18 protein-coding genes are annotated in these 24,623 nt (G+C 63.6%); 11 read left to right on the top strand and 7 right to left on the bottom strand.

Annotated features, from left to right (window positions below):
* Positions 1–8: 8 nt before the first annotated feature.
* The 6 genes from ACZXDY_RS25880 to ACZXDY_RS25855 all read right to left on the bottom strand — a co-directional run bounded on the left by ACZXDY_RS25880 (position 9) and on the right by ACZXDY_RS25855 (position 6,800).
* Positions 9–1,802: a methyl-accepting chemotaxis protein gene (locus tag ACZXDY_RS25880; protein WP_464347457.1), complete on the bottom strand. Its 1,794-nt coding sequence runs from the start codon at positions 1,800–1,802 to the stop codon at positions 9–11.
* 79 nt (positions 1,803–1,881) lie between these two features.
* Complete coding sequence (locus ACZXDY_RS25875) at positions 1,882–3,579, bottom strand: methyl-accepting chemotaxis protein (RefSeq protein WP_464347456.1); 1,698 nt, start codon at positions 3,577–3,579, stop codon at positions 1,882–1,884.
* A gap of 34 nt (positions 3,580–3,613) precedes the next feature.
* The gene (locus ACZXDY_RS25870) at positions 3,614–4,084 is read right to left on the bottom strand and encodes a chemotaxis protein CheW (RefSeq protein WP_130577808.1); all 471 of its coding nucleotides are present in this window, start codon (positions 4,082–4,084) and stop codon (positions 3,614–3,616) included.
* Positions 4,085–6,121 carry a chemotaxis protein CheA gene (locus ACZXDY_RS25865; protein ID WP_464347455.1) on the bottom strand — a complete coding sequence of 679 codons (2,037 nt, stop codon included), beginning with the start codon at positions 6,119–6,121 and terminating at the stop codon, positions 4,085–4,087.
* Positions 6,118–6,483: a response regulator gene (locus tag ACZXDY_RS25860; protein WP_027580048.1), complete on the bottom strand. Its 366-nt coding sequence runs from the start codon at positions 6,481–6,483 to the stop codon at positions 6,118–6,120. Before ACZXDY_RS25860 ends, ACZXDY_RS25865 begins: the two co-directional genes overlap by 4 nt.
* Positions 6,483–6,800 (bottom strand): STAS domain-containing protein, encoded by a 318-nt coding sequence (locus tag ACZXDY_RS25855; protein WP_028167213.1) that lies wholly within the window; start codon positions 6,798–6,800, stop codon positions 6,483–6,485. The genes ACZXDY_RS25860 and ACZXDY_RS25855 overlap by 1 nt, the downstream gene beginning before the upstream one ends.
* 289 nt (positions 6,801–7,089) lie before the next feature.
* Between ACZXDY_RS25855 and ACZXDY_RS25850 the strand changes: the two genes are divergently transcribed.
* Together ACZXDY_RS25850 and ACZXDY_RS25845 are read left to right on the top strand one after the other, a co-directional pair.
* On the top strand, positions 7,090–8,172 hold the full coding sequence (locus ACZXDY_RS25850) for an HD domain-containing phosphohydrolase (RefSeq protein ID WP_464347454.1): 1,083 nt from the start codon (positions 7,090–7,092) through the stop codon (positions 8,170–8,172).
* Positions 8,173–8,491: 319 nt separating this feature from the next.
* The gene (locus ACZXDY_RS25845) at positions 8,492–8,752 is read left to right on the top strand and encodes a hypothetical protein (RefSeq protein ID WP_028167214.1); all 261 of its coding nucleotides are present in this window, start codon (positions 8,492–8,494) and stop codon (positions 8,750–8,752) included.
* A 327-nt stretch (positions 8,753–9,079) separates the two neighbouring features.
* Here the strand turns inward: ACZXDY_RS25845 and ACZXDY_RS25840 are convergent, their stop codons facing one another.
* The gene (locus tag ACZXDY_RS25840; RefSeq protein ID WP_464347453.1) at positions 9,080–9,826 is read right to left on the bottom strand and encodes a hypothetical protein; all 747 of its coding nucleotides are present in this window, start codon (positions 9,824–9,826) and stop codon (positions 9,080–9,082) included.
* Positions 9,827–9,951: 125 nt separating this feature from the next.
* On the opposite strand from ACZXDY_RS25840, the gene ACZXDY_RS25835 reads away from it, so the two are divergent.
* From ACZXDY_RS25835 to ACZXDY_RS25795, 9 genes are all read left to right on the top strand, one after another.
* Complete coding sequence (locus ACZXDY_RS25835; protein WP_464347452.1) at positions 9,952–11,136, top strand: efflux RND transporter periplasmic adaptor subunit; 1,185 nt, start codon at positions 9,952–9,954, stop codon at positions 11,134–11,136.
* A complete protein-coding gene (locus ACZXDY_RS25830) occupies positions 11,133–14,246 on the top strand; it encodes an efflux RND transporter permease subunit (RefSeq protein ID WP_464347451.1) in 3,114 nt (1,037 codons plus the stop codon). Before ACZXDY_RS25835 ends, ACZXDY_RS25830 begins: the two co-directional genes overlap by 4 nt.
* Positions 14,247–14,375: 129 nt before the next feature.
* A complete protein-coding gene (locus ACZXDY_RS25825) occupies positions 14,376–14,531 on the top strand; it encodes a hypothetical protein (RefSeq protein ID WP_165435208.1) in 156 nt (51 codons plus the stop codon).
* A 244-nt stretch (positions 14,532–14,775) separates the two neighbouring features.
* Positions 14,776–15,999, top strand: a complete 1,224-nt coding sequence (locus tag ACZXDY_RS25820) for an MdtA/MuxA family multidrug efflux RND transporter periplasmic adaptor subunit (protein WP_464347450.1) — start codon at positions 14,776–14,778, stop codon at positions 15,997–15,999.
* The gene (locus tag ACZXDY_RS25815) at positions 15,996–19,103 is read left to right on the top strand and encodes an MdtB/MuxB family multidrug efflux RND transporter permease subunit (protein ID WP_464347449.1); all 3,108 of its coding nucleotides are present in this window, start codon (positions 15,996–15,998) and stop codon (positions 19,101–19,103) included. The genes ACZXDY_RS25820 and ACZXDY_RS25815 overlap by 4 nt, the downstream gene beginning before the upstream one ends.
* A gap of 3 nt (positions 19,104–19,106) precedes the next feature.
* Positions 19,107–22,394 (top strand): efflux RND transporter permease subunit, encoded by a 3,288-nt coding sequence (locus ACZXDY_RS25810; RefSeq protein ID WP_464347448.1) that lies wholly within the window; start codon positions 19,107–19,109, stop codon positions 22,392–22,394.
* 85 nt (positions 22,395–22,479) lie between these two features.
* Entirely contained in the window at positions 22,480–23,943 is a 1,464-nt protein-coding gene (locus tag ACZXDY_RS25805) for an efflux transporter outer membrane subunit (protein ID WP_464347447.1), read from the top strand.
* A gap of 55 nt (positions 23,944–23,998) precedes the next feature.
* A complete protein-coding gene (locus tag ACZXDY_RS25800) occupies positions 23,999–24,295 on the top strand; it encodes a hypothetical protein (RefSeq protein ID WP_464347446.1) in 297 nt (98 codons plus the stop codon).
* An 8-nt stretch (positions 24,296–24,303) separates the two neighbouring features.
* The gene (locus ACZXDY_RS25795) at positions 24,304–24,621 is read left to right on the top strand and encodes a BA14K family protein (RefSeq protein ID WP_464347445.1); all 318 of its coding nucleotides are present in this window, start codon (positions 24,304–24,306) and stop codon (positions 24,619–24,621) included.
* Positions 24,622–24,623: the final 2 nt, after the last annotated feature.

Below are 24,623 nucleotides of genomic sequence, written 5' to 3'. Positions count from 1 at the left end.
ATCATGCTCTAGCGCTGAAAATCGGCGTCGCGATCGTCGCTGTCTTCCATCGCGAAGGCGAAGCCACCGCCGGCGGCGGCCTTGAGCGCACGTGCCGGCTTGGCGACGGGCTTGCGCTCGGCGGCTGCCATGCTCGCGGCTTTCGCGCGGAGCTGGCCGACGGCCCGGTCGATCGGCATCGCAGCCGCGGGCCTGTCCTTTGCCTGGTCGATACGGAAATAGGCGATCGTCGACTGCAACTGTTCGGCCTGGGAGGCCAGTTCTTCCGAGGTCGAGGAGACCTGCTCGGATGCGCTGGCGTTCTGCTGGCCGACCTTGTCGAGCTGCTGGATCGCCTGGTTGATCTGCGCCGAGCCGACATCCTGCTCGCGGCAGGCCGCCGTGATCTCTTCCACCAGCTCCGCCGTCCTCTTGATATCAGGCACCAGCTTGGCCAGCATGCTGCCCGCTTCCTGTGCCACCTTCACGCTCTCCGCCGACAGCGTGCCGATCTCGGCTGCGGCCGCCTGGCTGCGCTCGGCGAGCTTGCGGACTTCGGAGGCGACGACTGCAAAGCCCTTGCCATGCTCGCCGGCGCGCGCGGCCTCGACCGCCGCGTTCAGGGCGAGCAAGTCGGTCTGCCGCGCGATCTCCTGCACAATGGTGATCTTCTCGGCGATCGTCTGCATTGCCTCGACGGCGCGGCCGACCGCGGCGCCGCTGGCTTCGGCATCCTTCGCCGACTGCCCTGCGATCTTCTCGGTCTGGTTGGCGTTCTCGGCGTTCTGCTTCACGTTGGCCGCCATTTCCTCCATCGAGGAGGAGGCTTCTTCGGCCGAGGAGGCCTGCTCGGTCGCGCCTTGCGAGAGCTGTTCGGCGCTGGCCGAGAGCTCCTGGCTGCCGGCCGAGACGTTCTGCGCCGCCGTCAGCGCTTCCGCGACGATCGTGCGGAGCTTCTCGACCATGCGCTCCAGGGCCATGCCGAGCGTATCCTTGTCCGACAGGCGCTTGGCGTCGACGGTGAGATTGCCCTGCGCGATCTCGTTGGCGACAGCCGCCGTTCCGTTCAGGTTCACGGTCATCGCATTCAGCGACTTGACGAGGTCGCCGATCTCGTCGTTGCTGACAACGTCGATCTTCTGGCTGAGATCACCGATCGCAACCGCATCGGCAAGGTTTACGGCACGGCTGAGTCCGCGGCTGATATTGAGCGCAATCCAGGTCGCCGCCACCACCGCGATCACGAGCGAGGTGAGCACCAGGATGACCAACAGCATCTCGGCGCGCGCCCCGTCCTGCCTTGCCTGCTCGGTCTGCTCGGCCATCGCCGACTTGACGAGCGAGATGTAGGCGTTTGCGGCTTCCAGCGCATCGGCCACTACCTTGCGACCTTCGTTCATCGAACGATCAGTCGCCGCCGCCTTGTCGACCTTGGCGAGGCGGACCGTCTCATCCTGATAGGCATTCATCTTGACGTAGGCGGCCGAGAAAGCATCGATCAGCCTTTTGCCCCGGTCGGTCGCTCCGGCATAGATCTCGTCCCTGGTCTTGAGCAGCGGCTCGCGAATCTTCGCCAGGTCGGCAACGAACTGGTCATAGTTCTTTTCCGAAGCGATGATGGAGTTCTTCTCGGCCCGCAGCTGAAGCAGGATGCCCTTTTCGAGTTCGGCGGCCTTGTCCATGCGTCCGGCCCGCGAAACGAGACTCTCGGCCGTGCCGACCATGTCGCTGAGCTTCACGTAGCCCACCGCGCCCGCGACCATGGACAACAGGATGACGAGGCCAAAGGCGCCGGCCAATTTTGCTTTTACGGTAAGTCTCATTTCAGCCCCCAAGAGAATGCTCGAATTGTTGGTCGGACCGCAATCAATCCAACCTGCCAGCCCACCAACGCTTCACTCCTCAGCGCTGAAAATCAGCGTCGCGGTCGTCCCCGTCTTCATCCAGCTCGAAAGCGAAGCCGCCGCCATTGGCAACCTTGAGGGCGCGACGGCCCTGCGGCTTCGCCGCGGCGGCCGACGGCTTCCTGGCGCCGCGATCGGCGGCCGCCATTGTCGCAGCCTTCGAGCGCAGTTGGCTGACCGCCTTGTCGATCGGCGCGGCGGCGGCCTTGCGACCCTGGTCGATGCGGAAGAAGGCGATCGTCGACTGCAACTGCTCGGCCTGGGAGGCCAGCTCTTCCGAGGTCGAGGAAACCTGTTCGGATGCGCTGGCGTTCTGCTGGCCGACCTTGTCGAGCTGCTGGATCGCCTGGTTGATCTGGGCCGAGCCGACATCCTGCTCGCGGCAGGCCGCCGTGATTTCCTGGACCAGGTCCGCGGTTTTCTTGATGTCGGGCACGAGCTTCGCGAGCATGCTGCCCGCCTCTTGCGCGACCTTCACGCTCTCCGTTGACAGCGTGCCGATCTCGGCGGCGGCCGCCTGGCTGAGTTCGGCGAGCTTGCGCACTTCGGAGGCGACCACGGCAAAGCCCCTGCCATGCTCGCCGGCGCGCGCCGCTTCGACCGCGGCATTGAGCGCCAACAGATCGGTCTGCCGCGCGATCTCCTGCACGATCGTGATCTTTTCGGCGATCGTCTGCATCGCTTCGACGGCGCGGCCGACGGCGGCGCCGCTGGCTTCGGCATCCTTGGCCGATTGCGCCGCGATCTTCTCGGTCTGGTTGGCGTTGTCGGCGTTCTGCTTCACATTGGCCGCCATCTCCTCCATCGAGGAGGAGGCTTCTTCAGCCGAGGATGCCTGCTCGGTCGCGCCCTGCGAGAGCTGCTCGGCGCTGGCCGAAAGCTCCTGGCTGCCGGCCGAGACGTTCTGCGCCGCGGTCAGGGCTTCCGACACGATCTGCCGCAGTTTCTCGACCATCACGTTCAGCGACTTGACGAGATCTCCGATCTCGTCGTTGCTGACTACGTCGATTTTCTGGCTGAGATCGCCGTCGGCGACTGCGCCTGCCAGGCCGACTGCACGTCCCAGCGAGCGGCCGATGCTGAATGCGATCCAGAGCGCCGCGCCGAGCCCGACAACGAGCGACGCGATAACCAGGCTTGCCAGCATGACGGTCGCGCGGCGGCCTTCTTCCTTGGCCTGCTCGGCCTGCATAGCCATGGCTTTCTTCGCGTAGCCGATATAGGCATCGGCCGCCTCCATGGACTCAACAACCGCCTGGCGGACAACGGTCATCGATCGCTCGGCGGCCTTGGCCTTGTCGGTTCTTGCGAGTTTGAGCGTCTCGTCCTGCACCGAATTCATCTTGGCGTAGGCGGTGCTGAAGTTCTCGATCAGCCGCTTGCCCTGTTCGCTCGCGCCGGACTGAATCTCGTCCTTGAGCTTCAAGGTGGATCCACGAGTCCTGTCGATCTCGGACAAGAACCGGTCCATGTCGCCTTCGGGCACCAGGATCGCGTTCTTCTCGGCCCGGACCTGAAACAGGACATCCTTCTCGAGCTCGGCTGCCTTTTCCATCCGGCCGGCGCGGGCGACAAGGCTGTCCGTCGTCTCCACCATGTCGTTGAGCTTCATATAGGCCACGGCGCCGCTCACCGCGGACAGCAGGATGATCGCGCCGAAGGCACAGGCCAACTTCGCCTTGACAGTAAATCTCATTTTCAGCCCCTCAAGTCTCGCCCCCGAGACGTCCTCAATTCAGGATACGTTCCATATTCGGTACGATGACGAACTCTTCACGCCACTTGGTGATGAAGCGGATGAACTCCGGCTTCCAATGCATGCCGACGCGCGGCGTCTGCTGCACGTCGGTCCGCGAGATCTCGGTGACCTCGTAGACCTTGTCGGCGGTGACGCCGACCAGGACCGGCTCATTGTCGATGCCGACCTCGATCACGACGATCCGTGTCTCCGTGGAGGCTTCGGTCTGCGGCATCCCGAAACGGATGCGCAGGTCGGCCAGCGGAATGACATTGCCGCGCACATTGATCACGCTGGGCACGAACGAGCGCGAGCCGGCCACTTTCGTCGCGGGAACCGGATCGATGATCTCGCGCACCAGGCCGGCATCGAGCGCGAATTTCTCGTCGCCGAGCCCGATCATGACCACCTGCATCGAACCGTCCTGGACGGTCCCGGCGTCCTGCTGCCGATCTGTCGCCATCTATGCCGCCTCGCTCATCTGCTGCTTCTCCGCACGCGACTGCGCCAGCGCGACGAGCTGCGCCACGTCGAGAATAAGCGCGGCCGTGCCGTCACCAAGGATGGTCGCGCCGGAAAAGATCGTGACGTCGGAATGCAATTTCGAAAGCGACTTGATGACGGTCTGATGATTGCCGATGATCTGGTCGGCAACCAGCCCGACGCGCGTCTCGCCGGTCGAGATGATGATCGTCTTCTGATGCTGTCCGGGCATACCCGACACATCGAGAATGTCGCGGAGCCGCAGGAAGGGCACGAGGTTGCCGCGCACGTTGAGGAAATTGCGCCCACGCGAACGCTCGTCGTCCGCCGTGAGCTCGACGCACTCCTCGACCGCCGGGAGCGGAATGATGTAGCGGCCCTCGCCGACCCGGATCAGCAATCCCTCGATGATTGCAAGCGTCAGCGGCAGGCGCAGCGTGACGCACGTTCCCGCGCCGGGTTTCGTCGACAGATCGATCGAGCCGCGCATGTTCTCGATGGTGCGCTTGACCACGTCCATGCCGACACCGCGGCCGGACAGCGCGGAGATGGTCTGGGCGGTCGAGAACCCCGGATGGAACAGGAATTGATGGATCTCATGATCCGACATCGCGGCACCGGGCGCGATCAGCCCCTGCTCTTCCGCCTTGGCGCGAATGCGCGCGGTGTTGAGCCCGCCGCCATTGTCCTTGACGGTGACGAGAACCTGTGCGCCGGAATGGATCGCATAGAGCTCGATCCGCCCCTGCTCGGTCTTGCCGGCCGCCGCGCGCGTCGCGGAATCCTCGATGCCGTGATCGATCGCATTGCGGATCAGGTGCACGAGCGGATCGGCGAGACATTCGATCATGGTCTTGTCGAGCTCGGTATCCTCGCCCGAGGTGACGAATTCGACCGGCTTGCCGAGGTCGCGGGACAGATCGTGGACCAACCTTCGGAAGCGTCCGAACAGCGAGCCGATCGGGACCATCCGTGCGCCCATGGTGGTGTCGCGCAGGCTTGCCGCCAGCCGCTCGATCTCCTCGGCGATCATCTTGATCGAGAGATCGGAGCCGGCTGCGGCCAACTGGCTGAGCCGCGCCTGGGCGATGACGAGCTCTCCAACCCGGTCCATCAACTCATCGAGCCGTTCGGCCTGGACGCGGACGGTGGCGATGCCGCGCTCTTCTGTCCGCTTCGGCTCCTCGCGCTTCCGTTCCGGCGGCGTCGTCGGCTCCGCCGCAGCGGGGACCGAGGAAGCGGTCGGCGCCGGGGCCGGAGGAGCCACCGGCTCGGCTTCCGCCATTGCGAACGTCGGCGCCGCGCGCTCGACCTGCGCCAGCGGCACCAGCGTCAGCTTCATCTCGTCCTGCACGAACATGAAGACGTCGTCGATAGCGTCCTTGTCGCAACCGCTATGCAGCGTGACGTCCCATTTCAGGTAGCAGTCCTCGGGCTCCAGCTCGTCCAATAGCGGCACGCCATCGGTGACCGGCACGACGAAGCAGGGACCGAGCTTGCAGAGATCATCCAGGAGGTCGAGCGGATTGGAGCCGTTGCGGAGAATATGTGACTCGAATTCGAGGCGCAGTTGCCAGCCCGCCGGTCGGCTCTCGCTTGCCGGCGGGGTGTCGATCTCAGACTCGACCGGCAGGACCTGCTCGACAGATGAAACGAAGCGCTTCAGATCATCCAGGATGGCGTCGCCGATGATCGAATCAACGTCATCGGGCGCTTCGATCAGGGCACGGATATAGTCCTTCGCCGCCAGCGCGACCGCGATCAGCTCCTGGGTCGGCTTGATCTCGCCTTTGCGGACCAGCTCGAAGGCGGTCTCGAATTCGTGGGTGAACGCGGCGACCTTGTCGAAGCCGAACATGGCGCCGGAGCCTTTGATGGTGTGCAGGGCGCGAAACGCCGAGTCGACCAGTTCGCGGTCATCGGGACGCAGGCCAAGATCAAGCAGGGCGCCTTCGAGGGTTTCGAAAAGCTCGCTCGCCTCCTGACGGAATATCTCCGTCGGGTCCATGCTGCTCATGACCGCACCAGCTTGTTGACCACCGCGAGCAATTGCTCAGGCTTGAAGGGCTTGGTGATCCATCCGGTGGCGCCGGCGCTCTTGGCTTCCTGCTTCACCGCGTCGTTGGACTCGGTGGTGAGGAAAACGATCGGCAGGCCGACCTGCGACGGCAGCTTGCGCAGGGCCCTTATCAGTTCGAGGCCGTTCATGACGGGCATGTTGAGGTCGGTGATCACGAGATCAAGCTTGCCCGCCTGCGCCTTCGCCAGGCCCTGCGCGCCGTCGCCCGCCTCGATCACGTTGTGACCGGCCGGCTCGAGCACGACCTTGATCATCTGGCGGATGCTGGGGGAATCATCGACCGTCAGGACCGTAGCCATCACGCGCCATCCTTGTTGTGAAAATGTTGGTCGATCATCGCATCGCTGGAGAAGCCTGCGCGGCGAAGGGTATTGCGGAGGCTTTGCGAGAATGCAGTCAGGACGACCGGGCGGCCCTGCGCCTTGCCGGTCTCCGCGGTGGAAAGCAAAAGCTGGATCGAGGTGACGTCGGCCTTGTCGACAGCGGAGCAGTCGATCTCGAGCCGATCATTGCGGCTGAAGGCCTCGCGGATCGTGTCGTAGACCTGGCGGATCGACGCGATGCTGCAGTCCGGTGGCAACTGCAGCCACCGTTTGGACTCTGTCACGTCAGCCATTCACCGCCCCCGCATTCCCAGAGATTCGCTTTAGCCGGAATGCGAATCTCTTTCGGCCGAAGTATCGGCAGAGATGGTGATTAAGATGTTAATCAACCGCGATTCCGTGCAAGATGACCGTAGGATTACGGTGCGCAGGATTCGACGGGTAGCCTGGTAGGATTCGCGCCTGCATTCACGCGCATCGAACAGGCGGTGCAATCGGCGATTGTCTGGCTTAGGTCGACGTTAAGAGCCTGCACAGTAGCTCTTGGTCTCGTACAACCGACCGTGCGTACCAGGACGTCAGATGCTTACACAAGCGCTTCTCGTTGACGACAGTCGTTCTGTCCTCGACTTCCTCACGCGGCTCCTGGAGGCCGACGGTACCGTGCAGGTCACGGCGTACACCTGTCCGCTGCAGGCGATGACATCGGCGATGCAGCGCCAATATGACATCGTCCTCGTTGACTACGAGATGCCGAGAATGGACGGCGTCACATTCATCCGCGAACTCCGTGCGATCGAGAACTTCGGCAATATTCCGATCGTGATGATCACCTCGGTACAGACGGACGACGTGCGCATGCAGGCGCTCGAGGCCGGCGCCACCGATTTCCTGCCGAAACATCCGCAAACTCTGGAGACCAGGGTCCGGCTGAGAAATCTCATCCGGCTCGGCATTGCCGTTCGGCAACTGAACGACCGCGCAGCCGATCTCGTCCGGGAAGTTGCCAGTGCCACGCAGAAGCTGCAGGAGCGCGAGGAGGAGATCATCCTTCGTCTGGCGCTCGCCGTCGAGTACCGCGACAACGACACCGGCGAGCACACACTTCGGGTAGCGAAATACAGCCGCATCATCGCCGAAGAACTCGGCCTGCCGTCGCGGCTCATCCGCGACATCTATCTTGCGGCCCCCCTGCACGACGTCGGCAAGGTCGCGATACCCGACAGCATCCTGCTTAAGCCGGGCCGGCTGAATGCGGAGGAGATCGCGATCATACGCACCCACGCCGTGATCGGCGGACGCATTCTCGCCGACAGCCATTGCGAGCTGATCCAGCTTGGAGCCGAGATCGCTGCCGCTCATCACGAACGCTGGGACGGCAGCGGCTATCCCAACGGGCTCAGGGAAACCGACATTCCGATCGCGGCCCGCGTCGTCGCAGTCGCCGACGTCTTCGATGCGCTGACGATGAAGCGTCCCTACAAGGACCCGATGCCGCTTGCGGACGCGCGTCGTTACCTCGAAGACAACAAGGCGCGCCAATTCGATCCCGCCTGCGTCGACGCCTTTCTTTCGCGCTGGAATGAAGTCGTGGCGATCGCCACCGCGCAACATACGATAGCACCGTGGCAGGCCGAAATGCGCACGCTTTCGACGGCCGTCTAGCTTCAACTGAAACCAAGCTGCTGGCGCGGGATGATTTTTCCTCGAACCATCATCGCGCTCTATCTTCTTGTTTGAGCATGATCTTTTCGGAGAACCTGTATCCCGTTTTGCGCTAACGCGGCCCTCCGGGTCCGGATCATGCTCTGAGTTGTGTAACGTCGTTGTGAGCGGGCAGCTTCCGCCTGCAACCTGCGCACGAATGTGCTCACGCGGCATTGAGAGAACGTGAGAAGACGCGCTCTTTAAACAGGGTGTCGCGATCCGCACTTCGAAAGGGGAGCCACGCTCCATTGGCTCCGCTTCCTGATGGAGAACACCCATGTCTGCAATCAAGCTCTTGTCGATCGCGCTGGTCGCTGCGGCGACGCTTGCAACTCCCGCGATGGCTCGCGAACACACGCGCCACGCTCTGCGTGCCAATGCCGCTGCCGTTGCGGCGCCGGAGCAGGTCTATGTCGGCGGACCGGGCTGCGTTCCCGCCCCGCGGGTAGGCGCGTTTGCCTCGCAGCCCTGGACCGACGGCAACGTTCCCTGTGAACCCGGCACCGGCTATGGCTATTACAGCTACGGCTATTATTGATCCGGTCGCTTCGGACCACCGTTGAACGAGTATCCTGTCAGTCGAGCTGACGGTCGAAACTGAAGAGGCCGGACCGCTTGTGCGGTCCCGGCCGCTTTTTTATTGGTAGTATCGTAGATTCAAATCCCGCTGTCCTGCGCATGCGCGCATCCGTGGATTAGCGCTGCGCTATTGCTGCGCACCGCGCAGCGCTGCGCAAAAAAAATCCCAAGCGATATCTCACTGCATTCCTAAAGACGAATTTAGTGGATGTGCCGCCGAACGCGCCTACGTTCAACGCGTCGGAGAACCCGGCCGGTTCGGCTGGTGCATTCGAGGCGGGGCGCTTCATTCACGGAGAGGAAGTGTCATGATGAGACGATTGACAGCGATCCTGGCGACCGCCCTTCTTTCTGCATTATTCACAGCGAACGCCGCTGTCGCGCAAGTGACCGGTGCGGCGACCCCGACTCCGACGCTTGACGCAACCTCTCCGCTAGGCAGCGCGGGCGCGCCGGTCTCGCCAACGGGAATTCCGCTGGGCGCGACCGAGCTCTCATCCGCGGGAGTCAGTCCGCTCGCGGCTCCCGCGACGGGTACGATTGCCATTCCAAGCAGCGGCACGGTCTGTTCGACGGTTGGGACAGCGCCGACCCAGATGTTCGGATCGACCGCCACCTTCGACGGCGCCGGAATGGCGGTCGGATCGACCGCGCCTGCAACCGCGGCCATGGCGGGCAATACGGCCGCGACACCGGGCATATCGCCAGTGATTTCACCGACATCGGGCGTGTCGACGACGTCAGGCACGCTGGAGAGCTCGGGCATGGCGACAGCATCCGGCATCATCGACACGTCGGGAACGTCGGGGATGTGCGGCTCGGGCTCGACGAGCGTTATTGCATCATCGACACCGTCATCGACCTCGCCCACGACAATGGGCGGTGTCAATCGAACCGGCATTCCCCTCGACTCGACCGAGATCGGCAACCTCGGCGTCAGCTCGGCGGCGCCGGTGCCGACACCCGGCGTATCGCTCCTTCCAGGCGTCGTAGGACCGGTTGCGGCCCTCCCGACCGTGCCGACGGTTCTCACTCCCGCTCCAACCGCCTCCACCTCCACGATGGCAGGCAGTGCGTGCTCAATCCTCACTGCGGGCAGTGTCACGTCATCGGCAGCTATTCCGGGTTGCTAACAACTCTCTCAGCGAAGCCCAGACCATGAAAAAGAAGATCGTTGTCGGTGCCGTCATGCTGACCGCCGCAGTGGCGACCGGCGCTCTGCTCTACGCCATGCATGACTTCCCGTTCGAGACGGCCGCCGCAGCGCCGGCCCGGCCGTCCCCGGTGCCGATCGTCGCCGGAACGGTCAGCCAGCACGACGTGCCGATCTATCTGACCGGCGTCGGCACCGTGATCGCCTACAACACCGACGTGGTGCGCGCCCAGATCCAGGGGCAGATCTTCGCCATCAACTTCACCGAAGGCCAGCATGTGCATGCCGGCGACCTGCTGGCGCAGATCGATCCGCGCCCCTATCAGGCGCTAATCGATCAATACACCGGAGCACTGGAACGCGATCAGGCACAGCTCGCCAACGCCAATGCCAACCTCGTCCGTTACACCCAGTTGGGGGCCAAAGGCTGGGCGACGCCGCAACTGATCGAAACCCAGAAGGCGCAAGTCGGGCAGTTGGACGGCGCGATCACAACCGACAAGGCGCTGATCGAGGCCGCGAAGGTGCAGCTCAGCTTCACGCGCCTGACCTCACCGATCGACGGCGTGGTCGGGATCCGCCAGATCGACGTCGGCAACATCATCAGCCCCTCGAGCACGAATGGCCTCTGCGTGGTGACCCAGCTCGATCCGATCTCGCTGATCTTCACACTTCCGGAGACGGTCCTGCCGCAAATCCAGAAGCAGCAGCAAATCAACAAGGCGCCGCTCACCGTCCTCGCCTATAACCAGGACGACACGATCGAGCTCGGCCAGGGCCAGCTTGGCCTCGTCAACAACGAGATTCTGCAGACCACGGGCTCAATTCAGCTCAAGGCCAATTTCTCCAACAAGGAGAACAAGCTCTGGCCGGGCGAGCTGGTCAACGCGCGATTGCTGCTCGACACGAGACACAACGGCCTCACTGTGCCTGCGGCGGTGATCCAGCAAGGTCCGAACGGAGCCTATGCGTGGGTCGTCAATCCCGACAACACCGTTGCGATCCGCCAGGTCAAGGTGGCGCAAATCAGCGACGGACAGGCGCTGATCGATTCCGGACTCTCGGCAAATGAGCGGGTGGTGGTCGACGGCCAATACAAGCTGCAGCCGGGCACACATGTGATCGCACTCCATGGCAAGGCGGCCGAGGAAGCCGCCGCGCAGGACGCAATGCAGACGCCAATCCCATGAATATTTCCGCACCGTTCATCCGACGGCCGATCGCGACCGCCCTGCTCATGGTGGGCTTGTTCGTAGCTGGACTGGTCGCCTATCCGCTGATGCCGGTGGCGGCACTGCCGAACGTCAACTACCCCACGCTGACGGTGACCGCGCAGTTGCCGGGCGCCGATCCGCAGACCATGGCGTCCTCGGTGGCATCGCCGCTCGAGCTGCAGTTCGGCGAAATTCCAGGTCTCACCCAGATGACGTCGGCGAGTGCGCTGGGCTACACCCAGATCACGCTGCAGTTCGATCTCAGCCGCCAGATCGACGGCGCGGTGAGCGACACGCTGTCGGCCATCAACGCCGCTTCCCCTTACTTGCCGACGGGCCTGCCGTATCCGCCGACGATCCGCAAGGTCAATCCGGCCGACACGCCGATCCTGGTGCTCGGCATCACCTCGGACAGCCTGCCGCTGACCACGGTGGACGCCTATTCCGAAAACATCCTGCTGCAGAAGATTTCGCAGATCTCCGGCGTCGGCCTCGTCGGCGTCGGCGGTCAGCAGAAGCCCTCCGTCCGCATCCAGGTCGACCCGGAGGCATTGGCCGCCCGCGGCATCAATCTGGAGGATCTGCGGACGGTGCTGGGCCAGGCCAATGTCGATCTGGCGAAGGGCACGCTCAACAGCCCGCGCCAGACCTACACGCTCAACACCAATGATCAACTGTTCAAGCCCGACCAATACGCCGATCTCGTCGTCGCCTATCGCAATGGATCTCCCGTCCGCATCCGCGACATCGGACGCGCGATCAGCGCGCCGGAAAACGACCTGATCGCCGGCTGGTACAACAATCAGAGGGCGATCCTGCTGGCGATCCAGCGTCAGCCCGGCGCCAATGTCATCGACACGGTCGCGCGCATCAAGGCGATGATGCCGGTGCTGCAGGCCTCGATTCCCGCGGGCATCAAGATCAATGTCATTTCCGACCGCACCGATACCATCCGCGCATCGATCGCCGACGTGCAGTTCACGCTGCTGTTGACGATCGGGTTAGTCGTCATGGTGATCTTCATCTTCCTGCGCAGCTTCTGGGCGACCATCATCCCGGCCGTCACCGTGCCGCTGTCGCTGGTCGGCACTTTCGCGATCCTCTACGAAATGGGCTATAGCCTCGACAACCTGTCGCTGATGGCGCTGTCGATTGCGGTCGGTTTTGTCGTCGACGACGCCGTCGTCGAGATCGAGAATATCACGCGGCACATCGAGGAAGGGCTCTCGCCCTATGACGCGGCGATGAAGGGATCCGGCGAGATCGGCTTCACCGTCATGGCGATCACGTTCTCGCTCATCGCCGTGTTCATCCCGCTGTTCCTGATGAGCGGCTATGTCGGGCTGTTGTTCCGCGAGTTCGCGATGACGGTGAGCGTGGCGCTCGTTCTCTCACTGGTGATCTCGCGCACGCTGACGCCGATGATGTGCGCATATCTGCTCAAGCCCGAAAGCAACTCGCACGGCCGGCTCTACCGATTGTCCGAACGCGGATTCGACGCGCTGCTGAGCCTCTATGAGGCTGGTCTGAAGATCGTGCTGCGTCATCGCTTCATCACGCTGATGGTGATGCTCGGCACCATCGTGCTGACCGGTTATCTCTACGTCGTCATTCCGAAGGGCTTCTTCCCGGAGCAGGACACCGGGCTGATCCTCGGTCAGTCGGAGGCGTCGCAGGATATCTCGTTCCAGGCGATGGCCCAGCGCCAGCAAGCCCTGCTCGACGTCATCATGCGCGATCCCGCCGTCGCTTCCGTCGGGGCCGCGGTGGGCGCCGGCGGCGGTGTCTACACGGTCAATGACGGGCGCGTCTATATCCAGCTCAAGCCAGCCGACCGGCGTGATCCGATCGACAAGGTGATCGCGCGATTGCGGACCAACCTCGCCAAAATCCAGGGCGTCACGCTGTACATGCAGCCCGCTCAGGACATCACGATCGGAGCCCGGCTGAACAAGACGCAATTCCAGTACACGATGAACGATGCCGATCCGGGCGAGCTCACCCGTTGGGCGGGCCTGTTCCTCGACAAGATCAGAACGATCCCCTCGATCACCGATGTCACCACCGACCAGCTCAATGCCGGGCCGCTGCTCGACATCACCATCAAGCGTGAAGTCGCCTCGAGCTACGGCATCCTGCCCTTTACCATCGACAACACGCTGGACGATGCGTTCGGTCAGCGCATCGTCTCGACGATCTACACCACGCTGCAGCAGTACCATGTCGTCATGGAGGTCAATCCGAAGTTCCAGTATTCGCCCGATGCGCTTAACGGCATCTATGTGAAATCTTCGAGCGGGCAGCAGGTGCCGTTGTCGACGCTGGTCGATTCGGTCGTGAAGGTCTCGCCGCTCGTCGTCAATCACCAGGGGCAGTTCCCGTCGGTGACGATCTCGTTCAACCTTGCGCCGGGTGCCGCCATCGGCCAGGCCGTGAGCACCATTGATGCAGTGAAGAAGGAGCTGAATCCGCCGCTCTCGCTGCAGACCAGCTTCCAGGGCAACGCCCAGGCCTTCGGCGCCTCGCTGTCGAGCACGCCGATCCTGATCCTCGCCTCGCTGTTCGTGATCTACCTGATCCTCGGCATCCTCTATGAAAGCACGATCCATCCGATCACCATCATCTCGACCCTGCCATCGGCCGGGGTCGGCGCGCTGCTGTTGCTGATGGCGGCCCATTTCGATCTGACCGTGATCGCGATTGTCGGCCTCATCCTGCTGATCGGCATCGTCAAGAAGAACGGCATCATGCTGGTCGACTTCGCGATCCACGCCGAACACAATGAAGGACTCAGCACGGAAGAGGCGATCTACCAGGCCTGCATCAAGCGGTTCAGGCCGATCCTGATGACCACGATGGCGGCAATGCTCGGCGCCGTGCCGATGATGGTGGGCACCGGCGCGGGCTCGGAGATCAGGCAGCCGCTCGGCTATGCCATTGTCGGCGGCCTCGCGGTGTCGCAGATCCTCACGCTGTACACGACGCCGGTGGTCTATCTCTATCTCGACCGGCTGCAGGTCTGGCTGTTCGGCGAGAAGGAGGCGGCAACCTCCCCCGTCCAGCCCCAGGCAACGCCGGCCGAATGAGACGGCGCCGGCCGCCACTATGCAAATTGCGTCGCTTCATACAGATCGCTCACTCCCAACTTTGTGAATTCGGCATCGTGCACCGCGCACCTACATAAGTGTTTGAAACCATGAGTTGCGGAGTTGAGTATGCCGAGCAGAGAATATTCGAGCCCAGCGCAGACCTTGCGCCGGGTCGCGGAAAGCGTGAGCGACCAGGCAGTCGCCGATCGTCTCAAGGTTCTTGCCGAGAGCTATGAGCGGCGGGCCGAAATGGCTTCGCAGGCCGATCTGGCCAAGAATTAGACTGAAGCCGCCGATTGCCGCCTAACGCGCGGAACCATCAGCCTTTGTTGAGCCTCCCTACCGAATGTTAATGGGCTTTCCGGCCCTTAATCGTTCAATATATCGACCTGGAATGTTGCAGGAACCGGGCTGCGGCGACATGCGCCCCACGCGGGTTCGTTTCATGCGCTTTCGCAGGTGACCCATGGATCAGCAGCTAAGAAAGTCGACGGACCCCCCTTCGATTGCGCCTGGGAAAAAAGTCATGCGCCCGGCTCGCGGGCGCATTGGGTTCGCGACCGCCGTTATTCTCCTGCTGGCTGCCGGCATCGTCTGGTGGACGAAGCCCGCAGGCACGCCACAGGAAACAGCCGGCAAGCGAACCGCCCCGCCGATGTCTGTTGTCGCAGAGACTGTCGGCAAGGGCGATATCGGCATCAACCTCAATGGGCTCGGCACCGTCTCTTCACTCGCCACCGTCACGATCAGAAGCCAGATCAGCGGATATCTGACCCGCATCGCGTTCAAGGAAGGCGATGAAGTCAAGAAGGGTGATCTGATCGCGGAGATCGACTCCCGCCCCTTTGAAGCGGCGCTAGCCCAGGCCAAGGGACAGCTTGCGCGCGACCAAGCCATGCTGAAGGGCGCCCAGGTCGATCTTGCCCGCTACCAGGGCCTGGCGAAGCAGAACGCCGTGCCGCACCAACAGCTCGACACGCAAATAGCCCTGGTCGCGCAGAACGAAGGCACGGTTGAAGCGGACCGCGCCTCGGTGCAGGCCGCCGAAGTGAACCTGCGCTATTGCCACATCCTGTCGCCGCTGGATGGGCGCGTCGGATTGCGGCAGGTCGATCAGGGCAACTACGTCACCCCCGGTGATGCCACCGGCATCGTGGTGATCACGCAACTGCAGCCGATCAGCGTCCTGTTCACACTCCCGGAGGACCAGCTTCAGGCGATCGCCACGCGGCTCCGCGAGGGAGCGGTGCTGCCGGCCGCGGCCTACGATCGCAGCGGCACCAACAAGCTCGCCAGCGGGGCGCTGCAGACCTTCGACAGCCAGATCGATCCGACCACCGGCACGATCAAGCTGCGCGCGCAATTCTCGAACGAAGCGCGGACGCTGTATCCCAATCAGTTCGTCAACGTGCGTCTCCTGCTGGACACCCACAAGGACGTGACGACGATATCGACGGCCGGCATCCAGCGCGGCACGCCCGGCACCTTCGTCTATCTCGTCAACGGCGACAGCACGGTCTCGGTGCGCCCGGTCAAGCTGGGCGTCACTGAAGGAGACCGGGTCGAGGTTCAGTCCGGACTTTCCCCCGGCGACCGCATCGTGATCGATGGCGCCGACAAGCTGCGGGAAGGCGCCAGGATCGTCATTCGACCTCCGACGGGGGCGGGCGAGTCGGCCGCTGCAGCCAAGCCGCCGGATTCGAAAGCGGTGGACGGCAAGGGGCGGCGCTCCGGGGGTGGACACGAATGAACCCCTCGCGGCCATTCATCCACAGACCGGTGGCGACAACGCTCTTGATGATCGCCATCATGCTGTCGGGAATGCTGGCATTCCGCTTCCTGCCCGTCGCGGCCCTGCCCGAGGTCGATTACCCGACGATCCAGGTCCAGACCTTCTATCCCGGCGCCAGTCCTGACGTGATGACGTCGTCCGTCACGGCCCCGCTGGAGGTGCAGTTCGGCCAGATGCCGAACCTGAGCCAGATGAGTTCAGTCAGTTCGGCCGGCGCCTCGGTCATCACGCTACAGTTCGGATTGACGATCTCGCTCGATGTCGCCGAGCAGGAGGTGCAGGCAGCGATCAATGCCGCCGGCAATCTGCTGCCATCAGATCTTCCGGCGCCGCCGATCTATGCCAAGGTCAATCCGGCCGACGCTCCGATCCTGACCCTTGGCCTGACGTCGAAGACCATGCCGCTGACGCAGGTCCAGGATTTCGTCTACACCCGCCTGGCGCAGAAGATCTCGCAGTTTCCGGGAGTAGGCCTCGTCAGCATCAGCGGCGGCCAGCGGCCGGCGGTCCGCGTCCGCGCCGACATCCGCAAGCTCGCCGCCTATGGCCTCAATATCGACGACCTGCGCACCACCCTCGGCAATGCCAATGTCAACACGCCCAAGGGCAATTTTGACGGCGCGATGCGCTCCTACACCATCAACGCCAACGACCAGATCCGCGGTGCCGGTGGCTACAAATCCCTGATCGTGGCCTACAAGAACGGCTCTCCGGTCCGTCTCAGCGACATCGGCGACGTCATCGACGGCGCCGAGAACGACAAGCTCGGCGCCTGGATGAATACGACCCCGGCGATCATCCTCAACATCCAGCGCCAGCCCGGGGCCAACGTCATCTCGGTGGTCGAAGGGATCAAGGCGGTGTTGCCGCAGTTGCAGGCGGCATTGCCCGCCGCCATCGACCTGAACATCCTGACCGACCGCACCGTGACCATCCGCGCCTCGGTCAGGGACGTGGAATACGAGCTCTCGCTCGCAGTCGTGCTGGTCGTGCTGGTGATCTTCGTATTCCTGCGCAGTCCGCGCGCGACGCTGATCCCAAGCCTCTCCGTGCCGCTCTCGCTGGTCGGCACCCTGGGGGCCATGTATCTGTTCGGCTTCAGCCTCAACAACCTCTCCCTGATGGCGCTCACGATCGCCACCGGCTTCGTGGTCGATGACGCGATCGTCGTCATCGAGAACATCTCCCGCTACATCGAGGACGGCGAAGCGCCGCTAGCGGCCGCGCTCCGCGGCTCCGAGCAGATCGGCTTCACGATCATCTCGCTGACGGTGTCGCTGATCGCGGTGCTGATTCCGCTGCTGTTCATGGGTGACGTGGTCGGCCGCCTGTTCCGCGAGTTCGCCATCACGCTGTCGGTCACCATCCTGATATCCGCCGTGGTGTCCTTGACGCTGGTTCCGATGGCCTGCGCCAAGCTGCTCAAGGCGGAAGGCGAGGCGCATGAGAACGTGCTCCAGCGCCTGAGCCGCGAAGGCTTCGATCATGTCATCGCGATCTATGCCCGGATGCTGAACTGGGTGCTGGACCGCCAGACCCTGGTGCTGCTGGTGGCGCTCGCCACCTTCGGCTTGACCGCCCTGCTCTATGTCGCGATCCCCAAGGGCTTCTTTCCGCTGCAGGACACCGGCGTCATCCAGGCGATTTCGGAGGCGCCGCAATCGGTTTCATACGCCGCGATGGCCGAGCGGCAGCAGCAACTGGCCGACGTCATCCTGCGGGATCCCGACGTCGAGAGCCTTTCCTCCTTCATCGGCGTCGACGGCACCAACACCACGCTCAACAGCGGCCGCATCCTGATCAACCTGAAGCCGCACGATCAGCGAAAATCCGATATCGCGAGCGTCATGCGCCGTCTCAAGGACAGCACGGCATCGCTGATCGGCGTCGCGCTCTACATGCAGCCGGTGCAGGATTTGACCATCGAAGGCACCGTCAGCAAGGCGCAATATCAGTTCATCCTGCAGGACGCCGACCCGGCCCAGCTCGCCGAATGGGCCCCGAAGCTCGTCGACAGATTGCGGCAGCTTCCCGCGTTCACCGACGTCTCGACCGATATGTCCGCCAAGGGACTTGCGGTCTTCGTCGACATCGACCGCGAGCAGGCGGCGCGGTTCGGGATCACGCCCGCGACCGTCGACAATGCGCTTTACGACTCCTTCGGCCAGCGCATCGTCTCGACGGTGTTCACCAATTCAAACCAGTACCGGGTGATTCTGGAAGCCGATCCGACGCTGCAGAACTCCTTGCAATCGCTGTCGTCGATCTACCTGCCCTCCTCGGTCGGAGGCGCGCCGGTGCCGTTGCCGGTGCTGGCCAAGATGCACGAGGACATCGCGCCGTTGCAGGTTTCGCATCTCGGCCAGTTTCCCTCGGCCACCATATCGTTCAACCTGGCGCCCGACGCGTCGCTGGGAGAGGCAGTCGCCGCCGTCAAACAGGCGCAGATCGACATCGGCCAGCCGCTCGGCATCATCACGAGCTTCCAGGGCGCAGCGCTCGCCTTTCAAGCCTCGCTCTCGAACCAACTGTTCCTGATCCTGGCCGCGATCGTCACGGTCTATATCGTGCTGGGCGTGCTCTATGAGAGCTTCATCCACCCGCTCACGATTCTCTCGACCCTGCCTTCGGCCGGGATCGGCGCACTGCTCGCATTGATGATGGCGGGGCAGGACCTGACGATCGTCGCGATCATCGGCATCATTCTCTTGATCGGCATCGTCAAGAAGAACGCGATCATGATGATCGACTTCGCGCTCGATGCCGAACGCAACGAAGGCCGGTCGCCGCGCGAGGCGATCTACCAGGCGTGCCTGCTGCGGTTCCGGCCGATCATCATGACGACCATGGCCGCAGTGCTCGGCGCGCTGCCGCTGATGCTCGGAACCGGTGCCGGATCGGAGCTGCGGCACCCGCTCGGCATTTCCATCGTCGGCGGCCTTCTGGTCAGCCAGTTGCTCACCTTGTTCACGACGCCCGTGATCTATCTGTGGTTCGACCGGCTCGCCGTACGGCTTGCCGGAGGACCCGGCGGTGCCCGCGAAACACGCGGAGCCCACTGAGCCATGGACCCGTCAACGCCCTTCATCCGCCGGCCGGTTGCGACCACACTGCTGACCTTCGGGCTTGCGGCGGCGGGCGTGGTGGCGTTCTTCAAGCTGCCGGTCTCGCCGCTGCCGCAGGTCGACTTCCCGACCATCTCGGTGCAGGCGACGCTGCCGGGCGCGAGCCCCGAGGACGTCGCGACCACGGTCGCAAGCCCGCTCGAGCGCCATCTCGGCCAGATCGCCGACGTCACCGAGATGACCTCGCAAAGCACAGTGGGCTCGACGCGCATCACCCTGCAGTTCGGTCTGAACCGCGACATCAACGGCGCGGCGCGCGACGTGCAGGCCGCGATCAACGCCGCCCGCGCCGACCTTCCGACCAGCCTGCGCAGCAATCCGACCTACCGCAAGGTCAATCCCGCCGACGCGCCGATCCTGATCCTGACGCTGACCTCCGATACCCTGACTCGCGGCGACCTCTACGACGCCGCCTCCACCGTGCTGGCGCAAAAGCTCTCGCAGGTCGAGGGGATCGGCGAGGTCATTGTCGGCGGCAGCTCGCTGCCGGCGGTGCGCGTCGACCTGGTTCCGCAGGCGCTCTACAAATACGGCATCGGGCTCGAGGACGTGCGCGCCGCGCTCGCCAGCGCCAATGCGCACAGCCCCAAGGGGGGGATCGACGTCGGCGAGCGCCGCTACCAGATCTATGCCAACGACCAGGCCAACAAGGCCGACGACTACAAGTCAATGGTCATCGCCTATCGCAATGGCGCGGCCGTGCATCTCTCCGATGTCGGAGAGGTCACCGATTCCGTGGAGAACCTGCGCAACGCCGGCCTCGCCAACGGCAAGCCCGCCGTCCTGATCATCCTGTACCGGCAGCCGAATGCCAACATCATCAGCACGGTCGATCTGGTCAAGGCGCTGATGCCCCAGCTCAAGGCTTCGGTCTCGCCCGCGATCGACATCGATCTGGCGGTCGACCGCTCGACCACCATCCGCACCTCGCTGCACGACGTCGAGCGGACCCTGGTGCTAGCCGTGCTGCTGGTGATCCTCGTGGTGTTCTCGTTCCTCCGCAACGCCCGCGCGACGTTGATCCCTGTGGTCGCGGTCTCGGTATCGCTGGTCGCGACCTTCGGTGTCATGTATCTGGTCGGCTACAGCCTCGATAATTTGTCGCTGATGGCGCTGACGGTGGCGACCGGCTTTGTCGTCGACGACGCCATCGTCGTGCTCGAAAACGTCACCCGCTATATCGAGCACGGGATGTCGCCGTTTGAGGCGGCGCTGAAGGGCGCTGGAGAGGTCGGCTTCACCGTGCTTTCGATGAGCATCTCGCTGATCGCGGTGTTCATCCCGATCCTCTTGATGGGCGGCATCGTCGGCCGGCTGTTCCGCGAATTCGCGATGACGATCTCGATCTCGATCCTGATCTCGCTTGCGGTCTCGCTCGCGACCACGCCGATGATGTGCTCGGTGCTGCTGCGCCGGGAAAGCAACCAGGTCCACGGCTGGCTCTATCGCGCCAGCGAGCGCTTCTTCGAAGCGATGCTCGGCTTCTATCGCCGGACGCTCTCGGCCGCGCTCGCGCACCCGAGATCCGTGATGCTGATCCTCGCCGCAGTGCTGGGGCTCAACTTCTATCTCTACGGCGTGATCCCCAAGGGCTTCTTCCCTCAGCAGGACACCGGACGGCTGGTCGGCTCGATCCAGGCGGACCAGAGCATTTCGTTCCAGTTGATGCAGCAGAAGCTGACGCAGTTCGTCACCATCATCAAGCACGATCCCGCGGTGGACGCCGTCGTCGGCTTCACCGGCAGCAACCAGACCAATTCCGGCTTCGTTTTCGTCTCGCTGCGCCCGCTCGAGCAGCGCAAAGTCGGCGCCGACCAGGTGATCGCGCGGTTGCGGCGCGAGCTCGCCACCGTGCCCGGGGCAACCCTGTTTCTGCAGTCGGTGCAGGACATCCGCGTCGGCGGGCGGCTATCCAGCGCACAGTACCAGTACACGCTGCAGAGCCCGGCGCTGGAAGAGCTCAACGAATGGACACCGAAGATCACGGCGGCGCTGCAGCGCGAGTCCAATCTCGCAGACGTCAACAGCGATCAGCAGGACAAGGGGCTCGAATCCAATCTGGTCATTGATCGCGACGCCGCGGCGCGGCTCGGGATCACCGTCAGCCAGATCGACAACACGCTCTATGACGCGTTCGGCCAGCGCCAGGTCTCGACCATCTATGTCGCGCGCAACCAGTATCACGTGATCATGGAGGTAGCACCGCGCTACTGGCAGAATCCGCAGACGCTCAAGGATGTCTACATCAGCACCTCCGGCGGATCGGTCGGCGGCTCGCAGGCAACCAACGCGGTGGCGGGAACAGTAGTGACGCCGGGAACATCTGTTACCGCCAACTCGGCCAACGCACAGGCCGCGCGCAATCTTGCGACCAATTCGATCGGGTCGACCGGCAAAGGCGTGGCCTCGACCGGCGCGGCGGTCAGCACCAGCAGCGAAACGATGATTCCGCTTTCGGCGGTCGCGCATTTCGGTCGGGGCGCAACACCGCTCTCCGTCAATCATCAGGGACTTCTCGTCGCCAACACGATCTCCTTCAACCTGCCTCCCAACGTGTCGCTCGGCACCGCGGTCAGCACCATCGAGGCCACCATGAACCGGATCGGCGTGCCCGCGACGATCCGCGGCACCTTCCAGGGCACGGCAAAAGTCTTCCAGGATTCGCTCAGCAATCAGCCGCTGCTCATCCTGGCCGCCTTGGTGACCATCTACATCGTGCTCGGCGTGCTCTATGAGAGCTACATCCATCCCCTGACCATCCTCTCGACGCTGCCGTCCGCCGGCGTGGGCGCGCTGCTGGCGCTGATCGCGTTCCGCACCGAGTTCAGCATCATGGCGCTGATCGGCGTGATCCTGCTGATCGGCATCGTGAAGAAGAACGCGATCATGATGATCGACTTTGCGCTTGACGCCGAGCGCAAGCGCGGCCTCGATCCGCTCGATGCCATCCGCGAGGCCTGCCTGCTCCGGTTCCGCCCGATCATGATGACGACCATGGCCGCACTGCTCGGCGCGGTGCCGCTTGCCATGGGAATGGGGGAAGGCGGCGAATTGCGCCAACCGCTCGGCATCGCCATCGTCGGCGGTCTCATCCTCAGCCAGATGCTGACACTTTATTCGACACCTGTGATCTATTTGTATCTGGACAGGTTCCGGCTCTGGGGCCAACGTCGAAGGGGCAACGCGCCTCCCAACCTGCCCAAGCCCTCACTGCAGCCAGGCGAGTGAGATGTCGAAATCCTCGGTACTACGAGTCCGACACCGAAGTCTGGCCCGGGCGATCTTGCCGTGGGGAGACGGTCGCATCCGCGCGATGTCCGCGTTGATCGTCCTGGCGTTCGGCCCCGGCCTGTCCGGCTGCATCCTGGGATCGGAACGGCCCGAGCTCAATCTCGAAGTCCCGGAGAAATATCGCGCGGCAAGTTCGGCGGGTCCTGACGCCGCGCTCCCGGTCCTGGACTGGTGGCGCGGCTTCGGCTCCGGCGAACTGACGTCACTGATGGACGCGACGCAGATCAACAATCTCGACATTGCAGTCGCGATCGCCCAGGTCGTGCAGGCCGACGCCCAGGTCGGCGTGGCTGGTTCGCCGCTATTGCCGTCCCTGACCGGAGCAGCCAGCGCCGAGCGCGCGCATTTCGGCTCCACAAGCAGCGCCATCAGCAGCGGCAGCAACCTTGGCGGGGGCGTCACCGGGACCGGAGGCGGACGCGGCGGCGGAAGTTCGAACTTCTCACAATTCAGCACCAGCCTCACTGCGAGCTACATGCTCGACTTCTGGGGCAAGAACCAGGCAGCGCTCCATGCAGCGGAAGAGAGCGCGACAGCCTCCCGATATAATCGCGAGGTGGTCACGCTGACCGCGATCGTCACGGTGGCCAACACGTATTTCCAGATTCTGGCGGCTCAGGACCAGTTGCGGGTGACGCGCGAGAACCTCGCAGCGGCCGAGCGAATCCTAGCGCTGATCAAGACGCAGTTCGCCGGCGGAACGGCCTCGCAGCTCGACGTTTCGCAACAGGAGGCGCTGACAGGAACGCAGCGGGCGGCGATTCCTCCTCTCGAAGTCACCATCGGTCAGAACATTGCCGCGCTCGCCGTCCTTGTTGGACGAGCGCCGGCGAATTTCTCGGTGCGGGGCGGATCGACCAGCCGCATCAAAGTGCCTCGGGTGACCCCCGGCCTGCCATCGGAACTGCTTTACCAACGGCCGGACATCCGCCAGGCGGAGGCGCTGCTTGCGGCATCGAACTTCAGCGTCGAGCAGGCTCGCGCGGCCTTCTTTCCGCAGATCCAACTCACCGGCACCGGCGGATTCCAGAGCAGCGCGCTGGCCTCGCTGTTCACGCCGGGGGCGGCGTTCTCCACCCTCACGGCCAGCCTCACCCAGCCGATCTTCGATGGCTTCCTGCTCGAGAGCCAGTTGAAGCAGGCCAAAGGCGTGCAGCTTCAGGACCTGCAGGCCTATCGCAAGGCGGTTCTGTCGGCATTCTCCGACGTCGAGAAGGCGCTCATCGCGTTGCAGAAGTTCACGCTCCAGGAGCGGCTGCAAGCGCAGGTCGTTGCGAGTTCGCGAACGGCGTTCGATGTGGCGGAAAAGCAGTTGCGGGGCGGCACGATCAATCTGATTACCGTCCTGCAGGCCGAACAGACGCTCTTCACCGCGGAGATCACGTTGGTTCAGGTGCGGCTCTCGAAATTATTGGCGGCGACCAGTCTGTTTCAGGCGCTCGGCGGCGGTTGGACGCCAGCCGGGACGCTGGTCTCGCTACAATGATGTCCGCCTTCGCCGCATTGGCTTGCGTTTGCCCTGCCTCAAATGGGTGTCTCGGATGAAGAACACCGGCTTGCTCGTGATGGCGCTCGTTCTGGCAGCACTCGAAGCAACGTCTGCGGCTGCACAGCGAAGCGCTCCCTCACTTCGGTTCGGGATGAAGCCCGATGAGGTAGCGCTCGTGCTCGGCGTACCCTTGACCTATGTGCGGGGACGCCGCGGCAACGAACTCTATCTGGCGCTGCCCAACGTCAAGGGAAGTGCGCTGTCGAGCCGGAGCGACGGGCTCTATCTGCAGTTTCGTCGCGGAAAGCTTGCGGGTTGGAAGGGCGACTGGGGCACGATTCGGCCATAGGAAAGCCAATGAGTAGATTGAAGATCGCAATTTGCGCGACGATCCTGGCAGCGCCCGCGATCTCGCCGGGATCAGCGACCGAGTTTGGGTATCGCGCCATCCGATACGGCCAGACGAGCGGCTGGTTCTATGACAACCGCAACGACAATCGCGACTTCCCGACCAATGGCGTATTTCCCGGCAATTTTGCCGCACAACCCACCGTCGCATGGATCGGCGCCGCGGGCTTCCTCGGGAGCATGCCTCAGCGCTCGGCTTCTGCCTATCCATCGCAAGTCGTGTTCGGCACCGCCAGCCGCAGCAGACGATCGGCCCCGAAGAAGTGACG

The organism is Bradyrhizobium sp. LeoB3 (genome assembly GCF_055456055.1).
This window is presented reverse-complemented; position numbering and strand designations above follow the sequence as displayed.